General features: G+C 62.8%; 13 protein-coding genes. 7 read left to right on the top strand and 6 right to left on the bottom strand.

The window, feature by feature from the left end:
• Nucleotides 1–55 precede the first annotated feature (55 nt).
• From Q9K02_RS01240 to Q9K02_RS01230, 3 genes are read right to left on the bottom strand one after another with little or no spacing between them, the layout of a single operon-like run.
• The gene (locus Q9K02_RS01240) at nt 56–460 is read right to left on the bottom strand and encodes a nuclear transport factor 2 family protein (protein ID WP_305931237.1); all 405 of its coding nucleotides are present in this window, start codon (nt 458–460) and stop codon (nt 56–58) included.
• Nucleotides 457–2,022, bottom strand: coding sequence for an FMN-binding glutamate synthase family protein (locus Q9K02_RS01235; protein WP_422785437.1), 1,566 nt, complete (start codon nt 2,020–2,022; stop codon nt 457–459). Before Q9K02_RS01235 ends, Q9K02_RS01240 begins: the two co-directional genes overlap by 4 nt.
• 27 nt (nt 2,023–2,049) lie before the next feature.
• Nucleotides 2,050–2,748: a dienelactone hydrolase family protein gene (locus tag Q9K02_RS01230; protein WP_305931236.1), complete on the bottom strand. Its 699-nt coding sequence runs from the start codon at nt 2,746–2,748 to the stop codon at nt 2,050–2,052.
• A 95-nt stretch (nt 2,749–2,843) separates the two neighbouring features.
• Between Q9K02_RS01230 and Q9K02_RS01225 the strand changes: the two genes are divergently transcribed.
• The 6 genes from Q9K02_RS01225 (at nt 2,844) to Q9K02_RS01200 (ending at nt 8,701) form a co-directional block, all read left to right on the top strand.
• Nucleotides 2,844–3,110, top strand: a complete 267-nt coding sequence (locus tag Q9K02_RS01225) for a DUF6489 family protein (protein ID WP_305931235.1) — start codon at nt 2,844–2,846, stop codon at nt 3,108–3,110.
• A gap of 16 nt (nt 3,111–3,126) precedes the next feature.
• Entirely contained in the window at nt 3,127–4,395 is a 1,269-nt protein-coding gene (gene mnmE, locus Q9K02_RS01220) for a tRNA uridine-5-carboxymethylaminomethyl(34) synthesis GTPase MnmE (RefSeq protein WP_305931234.1), read from the top strand.
• Nucleotides 4,396–4,480: 85 nt separating this feature from the next.
• The gene (mnmG, locus tag Q9K02_RS01215; RefSeq protein ID WP_305931233.1) at nt 4,481–6,334 is read left to right on the top strand and encodes a tRNA uridine-5-carboxymethylaminomethyl(34) synthesis enzyme MnmG; all 1,854 of its coding nucleotides are present in this window, start codon (nt 4,481–4,483) and stop codon (nt 6,332–6,334) included.
• The gene (rsmG, locus tag Q9K02_RS01210; protein ID WP_305931232.1) at nt 6,331–6,960 is read left to right on the top strand and encodes a 16S rRNA (guanine(527)-N(7))-methyltransferase RsmG; all 630 of its coding nucleotides are present in this window, start codon (nt 6,331–6,333) and stop codon (nt 6,958–6,960) included. Before mnmG ends, rsmG begins: the two co-directional genes overlap by 4 nt.
• On the top strand, nt 6,957–7,736 hold the full coding sequence (locus tag Q9K02_RS01205; protein ID WP_305931231.1) for a ParA family protein: 780 nt from the start codon (nt 6,957–6,959) through the stop codon (nt 7,734–7,736). The genes rsmG and Q9K02_RS01205 overlap by 4 nt, the downstream gene beginning before the upstream one ends.
• Entirely contained in the window at nt 7,733–8,701 is a 969-nt protein-coding gene (locus Q9K02_RS01200; RefSeq protein WP_305931230.1) for a ParB/RepB/Spo0J family partition protein, read from the top strand. The genes Q9K02_RS01205 and Q9K02_RS01200 overlap by 4 nt, the downstream gene beginning before the upstream one ends.
• Before the next feature lie 38 nt (nt 8,702–8,739).
• Here the strand turns inward: Q9K02_RS01200 and Q9K02_RS01195 are convergent, their stop codons facing one another.
• A complete protein-coding gene (locus Q9K02_RS01195) occupies nt 8,740–9,537 on the bottom strand; it encodes a hypothetical protein (protein WP_305931229.1) in 798 nt (265 codons plus the stop codon).
• A 112-nt stretch (nt 9,538–9,649) separates the two neighbouring features.
• Nucleotides 9,650–10,132 (bottom strand): GAF domain-containing protein, encoded by a 483-nt coding sequence (locus Q9K02_RS01190; RefSeq protein WP_305931228.1) that lies wholly within the window; start codon nt 10,130–10,132, stop codon nt 9,650–9,652.
• Between the two features lie 76 nt (nt 10,133–10,208).
• Here Q9K02_RS01190 and Q9K02_RS01185 point away from each other — a divergent pair, with 76 nt between their 5' ends.
• Nucleotides 10,209–11,663 carry a PQQ-dependent sugar dehydrogenase gene (locus tag Q9K02_RS01185; RefSeq protein ID WP_305931227.1) on the top strand — a complete coding sequence of 485 codons (1,455 nt, stop codon included), beginning with the start codon at nt 10,209–10,211 and terminating at the stop codon, nt 11,661–11,663.
• Between the two features lie 18 nt (nt 11,664–11,681).
• On the opposite strand, the gene Q9K02_RS01180 is transcribed toward Q9K02_RS01185, so the two are convergent.
• Nucleotides 11,682–13,421 (bottom strand): acyl-CoA dehydrogenase family protein, encoded by a 1,740-nt coding sequence (locus Q9K02_RS01180; RefSeq protein ID WP_305931226.1) that lies wholly within the window; start codon nt 13,419–13,421, stop codon nt 11,682–11,684.
• Nucleotides 13,422–13,465: the final 44 nt, after the last annotated feature.

Here is a 13,465-nt window from a genome sequence, read left to right as displayed (position 1 = left end):
GGATATGGTTAAACGAGCGCTAACGGTGAATGCGTAGCGCCCGAGTGCTTGCGGTTCAGCCCGCTTTCATGCGCTCCAGCTGGGCCGCCATCTGCTCCAAAACCTTGTTAACTGCTTTCAGCGGACGCACCATCACCTTAAAATCGACGATCTTCCCCTCGTCGTCGAAGCGGATGAGATCGATGCCGTTCACGTGGATGCCGTCCATCTCGGTCGTGAATTCGAGCATCGCATTGTCGCCGTCGACCAGCTCCCGAACATATTCGAAGCTGTCGTTGCCCAGCGTTTCGCCCGCCGCCGAGAGATAAGCGACCACGATCGCCTGACCCCGCTGTGGCGTATGCACGACGGGAGAGTGGAACACGGCGTCCTCGTGAATCATCGCGGCAAGTTCTTCGGGCTTGCTGCCTCCCTCGATCACGCGATGCCAATTATCCAGACCGGTTCTTGCGGAACTCATTGTGCCCTCCTGAAGCTATCGGCACGGGCTGCGTGCCAGTGCCGCGCATAGGCAGTGGAATCGGGATCCTCGAGCAGTTCTCCGGGCTCGAGGAAGGTGTAGATCCGGTCGATGGCATCCGAACGCGCTCCGTTCAAGCGCTCGCGCATGTCCTGCGGCGTGATCTCCCACGGGCTGGACAGCCCCATGGCGATCACGATTTCCCGTAGGGAGTGAAGGGTCTGCTTCTGAAACCGGGCGACGCGTGGTGCCTTGTCTTCGACCACCAGGCCGCGCTGGCGCCAGGCTTCCTGCGTCGCTACGCCCGTGGGGCAGGTCCCCTTGTGGCAGTTCATCGATTGGACGCAGCCGAGCGCGAACATGAAGGGGCGCGCGGCATTGCACCAGTCGGCGCCCAATGCGAAGGCCTTGGCCATCTGCGCCCCGGAATGGATCTTGCCCGAGGCAGCGATCTTCACCTTCGATCTGAGGTTCAGGCCTACCAGCATGTTGCGGACCATGATCTGGCCTTCGCGCAGCGGCATTCCTACGGAGTTGGACAGTTCCAGCGGTGCTGCCCCAGTCCCGCCTTCCGCGCCGTCGACGGTGATGAAATCGGGATGCAGCCCGGTTTCCAGCATGGCCTTGCCCATTGCAAAAAGCTCGTGCGGCTGGCCGACGCACAGTTTGATGCCGACAGGCTTGCCGCCCGACAACTCGCGCAGTTTCGCGACGAATTCGAGCATTTCGATGGGCGTGGAGAAGGCGGGATGTGCGGCGGGAGAGGTGACCGTGACCCCGGCGGGAACGCCGCGAGCTTCGGCAATCTCCGGCGTGACCTTGGCGGCGGGAAGAACGCCGCCGTGCCCTGGCTTCGCGCCTTGGCTCAATTTGAGCTCGATCATCTTGACCTGATCATCGGCAGAGCGGTCGCGAAATTGCTCGGGGTCGAAATTGCCATCTTGCTTCCGCGCGCCGAAATAGCCGCTGCCCAATTCCCAGATCAGGTCGCCGCCGTGCGAGCGGTGGTATTTACTGATCGAACCTTCGCCCGTGTTATGCGCGAAATCGCCCAGCGCGGCACCGGCATTGAGAGCTTCGATGGCCTTGGCGGAGAGCGAGCCGAAGCTCATCGCCGAGATGTTGAGCATCGCGGTCGTGTAGGGCTTGGCGCAGGTGCTCTCTCCGACCGTCAGCCGCCAGTATTCGGGCGCCTCGGCTTTGGGCGCGATCGAGTGGCTGAGCCATTCGTACTCGTCCGAATAGACGTCGTATTCCGTGCCCATCGGGTGCGAATCGAGATCGCCCTTGGCGCGGGCATAGACGAGGGCACGGGCCTGATGGCTGAAGGGCCGCCCTTCGAGATCGCTTTCGACGATATAGGCCTGGGCGAAGGGCCGCAGGTCTTCCATCAACCAGCGGATGCGCGCGACAAGCGGATAATTCCTCCTAAGCGTATGATCGTGCTGGAAAAAATCCCAAAGCGCAATGGCGGCGAGGGGAACAAACGCCACCAGGGCCCATCGCGCCGGTTCCCAAAGCCATGCCACCGCGCACAGCGCCAGCAAGAGCCCCGGGACGATGTAGCGAAACGGAAGGCGCTCCACGCGTCAGCCGAGATGCTCGGCGAAGAACTCCGCCGTGCGGCTGTCTGCGAGCTGTGCCGCCTCTTCCGACCTGCGTTCGCCGAATTCGGTGGCGAAGCCGTGGTCGAGGCCTTCGTAGTCGTAGAGCGTCACCTTCGGATGGTCGTCCAGTCCCTCGTGCATGGCCTGCTGCGTATCCTTGTCGACGAAGCCGTCCTCGGTCGGGATGTGCAGCATCAACGGATTTGCGATGGCATGCTTTTCGCCGAGCAATCCGTCGATTCCGACGCCGTAATAGCCGACCGTCGCATCGACGTCGGTTCGGGCCGCGGTCATGTAGGCGAGGCGGCCGCCGAGGCAGTATCCCACCGCCCCGACCTTGGCGACGCCTTCGGTCTCGCGGATGTAATTGATCGTTGCCTCGATGTCGCGGATACCCTGATCCTGGTCGAACTTGCCCATCAGGTCGAGCGCGCGTTGGAATTCGGGCTCGATATCGGGATCGAGTTCGATGCCCGGTTCGAGGCGCCAGAACAGGTCGGGCGCTACGGCGAGATAGCCGTCTTCGGCCAGCTTGTCGCATTTGCGCCGGATGCCGGCATTGATGCCAAAGATTTCCTGGATGACGAGGATGGCGGCCTTCGCGGTGCCGGAGGGGCGGGCAACGTATCCTTTGAAACTATCGTCGCCGGTAAGGGTGGAAATCTGGACGGTCTCGCTCATGCGTGGCATCTCCTCTGGTGTTTCGGGCTTAGCGCTTGCCTCGAAGGCTTGGCAAACCCAGATAGGCGGTACAGCGCCATAACGGAGGAAGCGCCATGAAGGTCCATATCGAAATCGACTGCACCCCCGAAGAGGCGCGGACATTCATGGGGCTGCCCGATGTGGGGAAAGCCAACGCCGTCTATGTCGACATGATGTCCAAGGCGATGAAGGGCGTCTCCAGCACCGACCAGTTGCAGGAATATGCCAAGCAACTCGCACCCATGGGGCAAGCCGGGTTCAAGCTGTTCCAGAGCTTCATGGAAGGTGCCAATTCGGCGCGGACGGTGTCTCCGGGCGACAAGCCAGCGAAAGAAGACTGATTTTTCCGGATACTCGATGCAAGACACGATTTTTGCGCTTTCGAGCGGCGCGCCTCCTGCCGGAATAGCAGTCATACGCATCAGCGGCCCGGGTGCCGGTGCCGCTCTGGAAGCGCTCGTTGGCGACTTGCCGGAGCAACGCTTGGCGAGCCTTCGTACATTGCGCGATCGCGACGGGCATGCGCTCGATGAGGCTCTGGTCCTGTGGTTTCCTGCACCGAAGACAGTGACTGGTGAGAATGTTGCAGAACTGCACTGCCATGGCGGGCGCGCTGTAGTCGCGGCCGTTATGGCCGAGCTCGCGACGCTGGCGGATCTGCGCGAGGCGGAGGCTGGCGAATTCACCCGGCGCGCTTTTGCCAATGGGCGCATCGATCTGGCCGAGGCCGAGGGGCTGGGCGATTTACTTGCAGCTGAAACCGAATGGCAAAGGCGCGGAGCCATGTCGGCGGCTGGGGGCGGGCTCTCCCGCCGTATCGAGGAGTGGCGAACCCAGCTGCTCGGTCTTTCGGCCCAAGTGGAAGCAGCGATCGACTTTTCCGATGAAGATGACGTGGAAGTGCTTCCGACCGACTTCGTCGATGAACTTTCGACCCTGAGGGCCGAGATCGACAACGTCTTGTCGCGCCCCTCGGCGGACCGCCTACGCGATGGCGTGCGGGTCGTGTTCGCGGGGCCGCCGAATGCGGGAAAATCATCCCTTTTCAATGCCCTGCTGGACGAAGGCGCCGCGATCGTGTCGCCCGTGGCCGGAACGACCCGCGATGTGATCGAGCGCCCCGTGGCAATTGGCGGTGTTCCTTTCGTTTTCATCGACACCGCCGGGCTCCGGCAGGAAGGCGCCGGTGATATTGAGGCCATCGGCATCGATCGAGCGCAAAGGGAGCTGGAGAAGGCGGACATCGTGCTTTGGCTTGGTCCTCCGGCGGACTGTCCGGCTGGCGCAATCCAAATCGCCCCCAAGGCGGATCTGGACGATGCCGGAAACGAAGGGCATGCGGTTTCGGCTGTAACCGGTTCGGGCCTCGATGATCTGGTGCGGGTGTTGGTGGATCGGGCCAAAGACCTGCTTCCTCCGCCGGATCGCATTGCCTTCAACCGGCGTCAGAAGGGACTGGCCACCACTTGTGGCGAGCATCTCGCCGGGGCTAGCCGGGTAAGCGACACACTGGTGATTGCGGAAGAGTTGCGACTGGCGCGCGTGGCGCTCGACTCTATGTCGGGCCGGAATTCGACAGAAGACATGCTCGATGCTTTGTTCGGCCGCTTCTGTATCGGAAAATAGGCGAACGTGCTTCGACCTCCAGCTAGTGCTTCACGTGAAACATTGTGCCTTTGACCCGTCCAAGCGACCACGATAAGGGGCCAACATGCACCATTATGAAGTCCTAATTGTCGGCGGCGGTCATGCCGGTGTCGAGGCGGCTTGCGCAGCCGCGCGGATGGGTGCGCGTGTCGGACTGGTCACTTTTGATCTCGCGGCAATCGGAGCGATGAGTTGCAATCCGGCGATCGGGGGCCTCGGCAAGGGGCATCTCGTGCGCGAAGTCGATGCTCTGGACGGCGTACTTGGTCGGGCAGCAGATGCCGGCGCCATTCACTATCGTATGCTGAACCGCTCCAAGGGCAGCGCGGTTTGGGGCCCGCGCGTTCAGGCTGATCGTCGGCTGTTCAAGGCTGAGGTGCAGCGCCTGGTCGCGCTAGAGACGAAGCTCGAATGCATCCAGGGCGAGGCGGCAGCGTTGATGCTCGAAGGTGACGAGGTTGCCGGGCTCGAATTGGCCGATGGCACGCTGCTGCGGGCGCGCGCGGTGGTCCTTTGTACGGGGACGTTCCTCGGGGGAGTGCTATATCGCGGTGAGGACCGGTTCGAAGGGGGCAGGGTAGGCGAGAACGCCGCCCGTCGGCTCGCGGAGCAGCTTAGGGGCGCGGGTTTGCCGATGGGTCGCCTGAAAACCGGTACGCCGCCGCGTCTCGATGGGCGAACGATCGACTGGGCGGCGCTGGAGGAGCAGCCTTCGGACGGCGAGGCCTGGACGATGTCATCGCTCACCAAGGCGCGTCGCAATCCGCAAATCTTCTGTGCCGTAACCCGCACGAACACTCGTGCACACGACATTATTCGCGCAAATCTGGACCGGTCTCCGCTGTTTTCCGGTGCGATCGGGGCGGCGGGTCCGCGATATTGTCCGTCGATCGAGGACAAAATCCACCGTTTCGGAGACCGGGAGGGCCATCAGGTATTCCTCGAGCCCGAGGGCCTCTACACGCATCTGGTCTATCCCAACGGGATCTCGACCTCTTTGCCGACCGACGTGCAGGTCGATTTCCTGCGCGAGATGCCCGGGCTAAGTCGTGTAAAAGTGGAGGTGCCGGGGTATGCCGTCGAGTATGACCATATAGACCCGCGCGCGCTGAAGGCGTCGCTCGAACTGCATGCCATCCCTGGCCTTTACTGCGCCGGTCAGATCAATGGCACGACAGGGTATGAAGAGGCGGCCGCTCAGGGCCTGGTCGCGGGCATGCATGCTGCGGCCGAAGCGGCTGGCAAGGAGCCCGTCGCGCTTGACCGGGCGAATTCCTATATGGCCGTCATGATCGACGACTTGACGCTGCACGGCATTACCGAGCCCTACCGGATGCTGACAGCACGTGCGGAGTATCGCCTGCGACTACGGGCAAGCAATGCCGACAGTCGCCTTACCCCGCTTGCAATCGAAGCCGGCCTTGTCGGCGAAGAGCGGACAGCGTGGTTCGGTGCCCGGACTGAGCGTCAGGAGCGCTACGAAGCGCTATTTGCGGCAAGCATCCACTCGAGAAACCTCGCCGACGCAGGGCTCCGCGTGAAACGCGATGCCGGAATCAAGTCGCTGGCCGATTGGCTGGGAACGGGCAACGTCACGCTCCGCAACGCGGCGACACTATATCCGGAGCTCGATCCTCTGGATGAACTCGCAGTCGAGATGGCCGAAGATGCGTTCTACGCGCCCTATCTGGCGCGACAGGACGCGGAACTTTCCGAACTCCGCACCAGCGAATCTCTTCGCCTTTCGCGCGATTTTCCCTATTTGGAGGTCCCTGGCCTTTCCAACGAGATGGTCGAGCGCCTTTCAGCTTCCCGGCCGGAAAGCATGGCTGCGGCCTCCCGCGTTCAGGGTGTAACTCCGGCGGCACTTGCTGCCTTACTGGTACATGCCAAGCGTATCGGGCGAATCGCCGCGTGATCGCGACAGAGGAAGAGGCGCGGGAATTTGTATCGCAGCAATGTTCGGGCGAATCGCTGAAGCGCCTGGATCAGTTGGTCGGTGCGCTCAAAGAGGAAAATTCTCAGCAGAACCTGGTGGCGAAAAGTTCACTCGAGCAGATCTGGCTTCGCCACATTGCAGACTCCGCTCAGTTGCTGCGCTGGGTTTCCGAGCCGCGAGGTATCTGGATGGATCTCGGCGCGGGTGCGGGCTTCCCCGGTCTGGTAATTGCGGCCATGCGCCCGCAACAGGCTGTAATCCTCGTGGAATCCCGCAAACGAAGGATCGAGTGGCTCCAACGGGTGACACACGATTTAGGTCTCGACAATTGCCGCGTCGAGGGCCGACGCCTCGAACAAGTCGACGATCTGGAAGCTGGCGTAATCTCGGCGCGAGCCTTCGCACCGCTCGACCGCTTGCTGCGATTATCCGCACGCTTCTCCACAAGCAGTACGCAATGGGTGTTGCCCAAAGGCCGGTCTGCGGAGCAAGAAGTACAGGCATTGCCGAGACGGTATCGGCGGATGTTCCACGTGGAACAATCATTGACCGACGCCGAGGCCGGCATCATCGTCGGCAAGGGTAATTGGAAGGGTTCGAAATGATCACCATCGCAATTGCCAACCAAAAGGGTGGAGTGGGCAAGACAACGACGGCGATCAACATCGCCACTGCGATGGCTGCGACCGGGTGGAAGACTTTGCTGGTCGATCTCGATCCGCAAGGGAATGCCTCCACGGGTCTCGGTGTCGATGCCGCATCGCGCGAAAACAGCAGTTACGATCTGCTGCTCGATCAGGCGACTCTCGCCGAATGCGCCCTCGAAACCGAGATACCGAATCTGGAGATCGTGCCGGCCACGCAGGACCTCTCGGGGGCGGAAGTGGAGCTCGTTTCGGTCGACGATCGGACCCATCGCCTGAAAAGTGCTTTGAGCCACCCTGTCGCGGCCTACGATGTATGTTTTGTGGACTGTCCGCCGTCGCTCGGATTGTTGACGCTCAACGCATTGTGCGCGGCCGATACTCTGATGGTGCCGCTACAGTGCGAGTTTTTCGCGCTGGAAGGGCTGAGTCAGCTCCTTCAGACGGTCGAGCGAGTGCAGCAAGGCTTTAACGCCGATCTCGGCATTGTCGGCGTCGTGCTCACCATGTTCGATCGCCGCAATCGCCTGACCGACCAGGTCGCCGACGATGTTCGCGATTGCCTCGGCCCCTTGGTGTTCGAAAACGTTATTCCGCGAAACGTACGCCTGTCGGAGGCGCCGAGCCACGGCTTGCCGGCGCTCGTCTACGATCACCAATGCCCGGGAAGCCGTGCCTATATCGGCCTGGCCCGCGAACTGATCGGGCGGTTGCCCGAAACAAGGAAAGCCGCATGAGCGACAGTACGCAAACATCACGCCCGATCGACCGCAAGAAGAAACTCGGTAAAGGTCTTAACGCCCTACTCGGAGAAACCCGCCGGGAAGAGCCGCTGGTCAAGCGTGAAATCACAGGCGAACTTGCACCCGATGCCTCGCCGGCTCCGGTTCCGCCAGTAGACGGGGAGGGTCTAGCCTCAATTCCGGTCGCCGATATCGAGCCCCTGCCGGGCCAGCCCCGTACCCACTTCCGCGAAGAAGCGTTGGACGAACTCGCCTCCTCGATTGCCGCGCGCGGGGTGATCCAGCCAATCATCGTGCGGCCGCTCGGGTCGGGACGCTACCAGCTCGTCGCCGGGGAGCGGCGATGGCGCGCCGCGCAGCGCGCCCGATTGCATGAAATTCCGGCAATCGTGCGCAAGCTGGAGCAGCGCGAAATCATGGCGCTGGCGCTGATCGAGAACCTGCAGCGCGAAGATCTCAACCCCATCGAAGAGGCGCGCGCCTACCAGAAGCTAGCCGATACCGAGGGTATGACCCAGGCAGAGATCGCCAAACTGGTCGACAAATCGCGCAGTCATGTTGCCAATTTCCAGCGGCTATTGGCGCTTCCTGACGATGTCCTCGCGCTGGTCGCGGAGGGCAGTTTGTCGATGGGCCATGCCCGCGCCCTGATTGGCAATGACGACGCTTCCGATCTCGCGCGCCGCGCGGTCGCGGAAAAGCTTTCGGTGAGGGACATTGAAAAACTTGCCCGCGATCCTGCGAAGGCTGCCCACCGAAAGAAAACGTCGAAGGGCGTAGGCAGCGGCTCGGGCGATGCCGATATCGAGGCCGTTCAGGGCCACCTCGAGGAATTCCTCGGAATGCAGGTCCGGATCAAGACGGAGGACACCCCGAATACGGGCACCGTCACAATCCGCTATCGCACGCTGGACCAGCTCGACCTCATCTGTCAGCGGCTTACCGGCGGAGATATCTAACTAAATCAGTTACTTATTCAAGTCGCGCCGCGCGACTTCTAGTCTCTGGCGCGAACCGGCGTCCCGTCGCTGTATCGTGCCTGCTGCATTTGCATGACGGTCACCGGCACCAGCATGTAATCGCCCGTGGGCGAGGCACTGTTTTGCAGTCCGCCGCTCCGGGAGCTGGCCATGTAGCTATCGAGATATGTCTCGCACCGCCGCGTCGCAGCATTTGACCGCTCCGGGTCATACTCGATCTCATCGTAATCGTAATACTCGTCCGAATTGTCGGTATAGCCACGCTGCGGGGCAAGCCGACGGGAGCATTCCTGCAACCACGCCGCGCGATCGAATTGCACGATCCGCCCGCCAAGCGGCAGGCGTGGCTCTTGGCCGGCGCGATAGACATAGGTTCGTCCTGCGTCACTGCGATCAACAGGAGCTGGCATCGGGGTAACGGTCGAACCGATCGCGCCGCTCGCCACCGGAGGCGCATCGGTGTAGGTCACAGGGGCTTGCAATGCACTATCGTGCGCAAAGTCGGCTCCGGCCGCGGTGGTGCCGATCACGCCGGTGCGGTCCGGGTCCACCGTGCGAAGCGGCTGAAGGATCGGTCGTTCGACGAATGTGGGGGCGGTGCCGTCCTGCCGCGCCTCAATGGCTCGCTGTGCGACCCGCTCTTCGGTGGGCTCAAGGACAATCCGAGGCTTGACCTCTTCCTCAGCAACTTCCTCCGGCAATGGCTCCGCATATTCATATCCGCCGATTTCATATTCCAGCGCGGCCTGGGCGAATGCCGCCCCAGGAAGCATTGCGATCCCGCTCGTCAGTGCGATGATGTTGCGCATTGTCATGGTCCAGCTCCCTGATCGGTGCCTCCGCTCGATGGAAATGCAGAAAGAATAGCTCTTGCTCCACCCGATGCCACAGCGCTCCTGAACTTGTGCCGTCGTGGGCCGATCCTGACTAAATCCGCTCGGCTATAACTTTGGCCAACTCTTCGATCCCGCGCAGATCCTCGTCATCGAAGCGCGCCCTCTGTGGGCTGTCGAGATCGATCACGGCGATCACCGCCCCATCGCGCACGACCGGAACCACAAGCTCCGAATTCGTGTCCGAATCGCAGGCGATGTGGCCGGGGAAGGTGTGAACGTCTTCAACCAGCTGCGTCACAGCCTCGGCGGCTGCCACCCCGCACACCCCCGTGCCGAGCGGGATGCGGATACAGGCCGGGCGCCCCGTGAACGGGCCGAGCACGAGTTCGCCGTCGATCATGCGGTAGAACCCGGCCCAGTTGAGGTCCGGCAGGAAGTCCCACAGCAGCGCTGCGACGTTCGCCATATTCGCCACGCCATCGGGCTCGCCTGCAGTCAAAGCGTCGGCTGCCTCGCGTAGCTGGCGATAGGCTTCGGGTTTCGGACAATCGGGGGCGGGGCGGAAATCGAACATGGGCGTGATCTAATGCGCGCCAAGCGAAGGGCAAGCCCATTGCCGCGCCCGCAAGCCTCGCCTATTCGCTATGGCCATGAGCCTCGCCAAGAAACTGGGCATCGCCCTCCTCGTCATCCTCATCGTCCTGGCTGCCGCATTCTGGTTTTTGACCCGCGGCGACACCGCGAGTGTCCCATGGGAAGATGTGGTCGGCACCGATCCCACGCTGGAAGAGCCGAATGCCGAGGGAATTCCCACAGTCGCCATTGCCGAACCGGTCGGCTGGGCTGCCGACGAAGTACCGGTCGCTGCCGAAGGCCTCGCCGTCATGCGCTTTGCCGACGGACTCGAGCACCCGCGCACCCTACAGGCGCTGCCGAATGGCGATATCCTCGTTTCACTCACGCGCGCGCCGGCCAAGGAGGACGATGGCGGGATAACGGCCTGGATTGCAGGCCTGTTGATGGATCGCGCAGGCGCAGGGGGCGAGTCGCCCAATCAGGTCGTCTTGCTTCGCGATGCCGATGGCGACGGCCGTGCCGAAGTGCGCCAAGTGCTGCTCGACGGTCTGGACTCGCCCTCCGGCCTCGCATGGCATGACGGCACGCTCTATGTCGCCAATCACGACGAGGTGCTTGCCTACCCCTACGAACTGGGCGCCGCCACGGTGTCGGGCGAACCCCGCAAAATCACCGACCTGGCCGCCGCCGGCGGGCACTGGATGCGCAACCTCGCAATCAATGAGGACGGCACGAAGCTCTATGTCGCGGTCGGGTCCGATACCAACATCGCCGACAAAGGCATGGAGGCAGAAGAAGGGCGCGCCCTCATCTGGGAGGTCGATCTCGAAAGCGGGCGGCGTCGTATTTTCGGAGGCGGTCTGCGTAATGCCAACGGCCTCGACTTCAACCCTTGGTCGGGCGAGCTCTGGACCACGGTCAACGAGCGCGACATGCTCGGCTCCGACTTGGTGCCGGACTATCTCACCAATGTCCCCGTCGGCGCGCAATATGGCTGGCCATGGGTCTATTGGGGCGACAATTTCGACCGGCGCGTCGACTATCCGATTCCCGCCTACATCAACTATGTACGCACGCCCGAATATGCGCTCGGCCCGCATGTCGCGGCACTGGGGCTCGTGTTCAGCGCGGAAGGCGCACAAATGGGCGAGGACTTTTCAAGCGGCGCATTCATCGCCCGCCATGGATCGTGGAATCGCAAGCCGCCCTCCGGTTACGATGTGGTCTATGTGGCATTCGATGGGCGCGGTAACCCGACCGGTAAGCCGATCCCGGTGCTGACCGGCTTTCTCCAGGACGATGGCACGACACGCGGACGCCCGACCTGGGTCGAATGGGCCGGCGATGGTGCGCTGTTGGTCAGCGACGATACCGCTGGCATCATCTGGCGCGTAATCGCTCCCGGAGGTACCCGGCAGGGCGCGATCGAGCAGGTCACGGGCAATCGCCTACCGCCGCAGCGGAATTTGCGCGGGCAGGAAGCGACCTTCGGCGAAGACGACTACGCCCGGAGCGTGACCGCCGAGTAAGTCGCGCGGCGCGACTTCTCAGCCGAGGAGTTGGGCGGTTTCCAATTCGTAGAGGCCGATCGACCCGGCGGTCGCTGCAGCTTTCAGGCCCGTGGCTTCCGGGACGATACGATCGAGGAAAAACCGAACGGTCGATTTCTTCGTGGCTGCTAGCGCGGGCGACGCACCCGCTTCGACGGCGCGCGACTGGCGCAACAACTGCCAGCCGGCGACGGCTACTGAGAGCATCGTGCAGAAGGGCACGGAACCCGACAGCCGATCATCGAGGCTAGCCTCTTCCCGCATCCAGCGCGCAACTGCGGCGCAATCTCCGGCAAGGCCGAACAGCGCGGGCTCGTCGGCGCAATCGCGCGCGATCTCCTCGGTCAGTCCGATAACTGCCTGCCCGTCGTCCATGCCAAGCTTCCGCGTAACGAGGTCGGCTGCCTGGATGCCGTTCGTGCCTTCGTAGATCGGGGCGATACGCGAATCGCGCCAGTGCTGCGCCGCGCCGGTTTCCTCGACGAAGCCCATGCCGCCATGGACCTGCACGCCGAGGCTCGCGATTTCGATCCCGATATCGGTGCCCCAGGCCTTGATCAGCGGGGTGAGGACTTCGCCGCGCATCCTGGCGGCCTCGTTCCCCAGAACGCCGCGATCGACTTGCCCGGCAGTGTAGTAGAGCAGGGCGCGTGCGCCCTCGGTCAGTGACTTCATCCGCAGGAGCATGCGGCGCACGTCCGGGTGCTCGACAATTGCGACAGGCGCGCGATCGGGCGATCCGGCGCGGGCGGACTGGATGCGCTCTTTGGCGTAATCCAGCGCCTGCTGCGTCGCGCGCTCGCCGATCTGCACGCCCTGGTTGCCGACATTGATGCGAGCATTGTTCATCATCGTGAACATGGCCGCGAGGCCACGGTTTTCCGCACCGACCAGCTCGCCGATGCACTCTCCATTGTCGCCATAGCTCATCACGCAGGTCGGGGAGGCATTGATGCCGAGCTTGTGCTCGATGCTGACGCAGCGGACATCGTTGCGGGCGCCCGGCGCGCCATCCGGTTTCACATGATACTTGGGCACGATGAAGAGCGATATGCCGCGGCTGCCCTCCGGCGCGTCGGGCAAGCGGGCAAGGACGAGGTGAATGATATTCATCGACAGATCATGCTCACCCCAGGTGATGTAGATCTTCTGGCCCTTGATGAGGTATTTTCCGGCATGCTCGCCGTCCTGGATCGGCGTTGCCGTTGTGCGCAGCGCACCCACGTCGGACCCGGCCTGCGGCTCGGTGAGATTCATCGTCCCCGACCATTCGCCGCTGACCAGCTTGGGCAGGTACTTCTCCTGCATTTCGCGCGAGCCGTGATGCTCCAGCGCCTCGATCGCGCCGACGCTCAGCATGGGGAGCAGGTTGAAGGCCATATTCGCCGTGCCGAGGTTCTCGAGCACGTTGCAAGACAGGGTGAAGGGCAGGCCCTGGCCGCCGAAGTCGACCGGACCGGCGATAGCATTCCAGCCCTGCTCGACATAGGCTTCGTAGGCTTCGGCGAACCCGTCGGGGAGGCGGACCACGCCGTTCTCAAGCTTCGCGCCTTCGAGATCGCCGACGCGGTTGAGCGGCGCCCATTCGCCGGCCGCGAACTGGCCGATGCCTTCGACGATGGCCTCGACCATGTCGGGCTCGGCCGCGGCGAATTTCTCGCTCTGCGCGAGCTCTTCGATCCCGGCATTTACGCGGATGGCGAGCAGCTGGTCCTGGGTGGCGGCGGTATAGGTCAATTGGCTTCCCTCTTGGCTTTCCTTACGCCCAGATATAGCGCGCG

Origin of the sequence: Qipengyuania profundimaris (genome assembly GCF_030717945.1) — a bacterium.
Classification (GTDB): domain Bacteria; phylum Pseudomonadota; class Alphaproteobacteria; order Sphingomonadales; family Sphingomonadaceae; genus Qipengyuania; species Qipengyuania profundimaris.
Note: the sequence above shows the minus strand (reverse complement) of the source record. Positions and strands in the feature narration are given on the sequence as shown.

Excerpts from the sequence above, each read along its gene's own strand:
- Q9K02_RS01240 (WP_305931237.1), bottom strand. The coding sequence starts at position 460 with ATGAGTTCCGCAAGAACCGGTCTGGATAATTGGCATCGCGTGATCGAG.
- Q9K02_RS01230 (WP_305931236.1), bottom strand. The coding sequence starts at position 2,748 with ATGAGCGAGACCGTCCAGATTTCCACCCTTACCGGCGACGATAGTTTC.
- Q9K02_RS01225 (WP_305931235.1), top strand. The coding sequence starts at position 2,844 with ATGAAGGTCCATATCGAAATCGACTGCACCCCCGAAGAGGCGCGGACA.
- mnmE (WP_305931234.1), top strand. The coding sequence starts at position 3,127 with ATGCAAGACACGATTTTTGCGCTTTCGAGCGGCGCGCCTCCTGCCGGA.
- mnmG (WP_305931233.1), top strand. The coding sequence starts at position 4,481 with ATGCACCATTATGAAGTCCTAATTGTCGGCGGCGGTCATGCCGGTGTC.
- Q9K02_RS01205 (WP_305931231.1), top strand. The coding sequence starts at position 6,957 with ATGATCACCATCGCAATTGCCAACCAAAAGGGTGGAGTGGGCAAGACA.
- Q9K02_RS01200 (WP_305931230.1), top strand. The coding sequence starts at position 7,733 with ATGAGCGACAGTACGCAAACATCACGCCCGATCGACCGCAAGAAGAAA.
- Q9K02_RS01195 (WP_305931229.1), bottom strand. The coding sequence starts at position 9,537 with ATGACAATGCGCAACATCATCGCACTGACGAGCGGGATCGCAATGCTT.
- Q9K02_RS01190 (WP_305931228.1), bottom strand. The coding sequence starts at position 10,132 with ATGTTCGATTTCCGCCCCGCCCCCGATTGTCCGAAACCCGAAGCCTAT.
- Q9K02_RS01185 (WP_305931227.1), top strand. The coding sequence starts at position 10,209 with ATGAGCCTCGCCAAGAAACTGGGCATCGCCCTCCTCGTCATCCTCATC.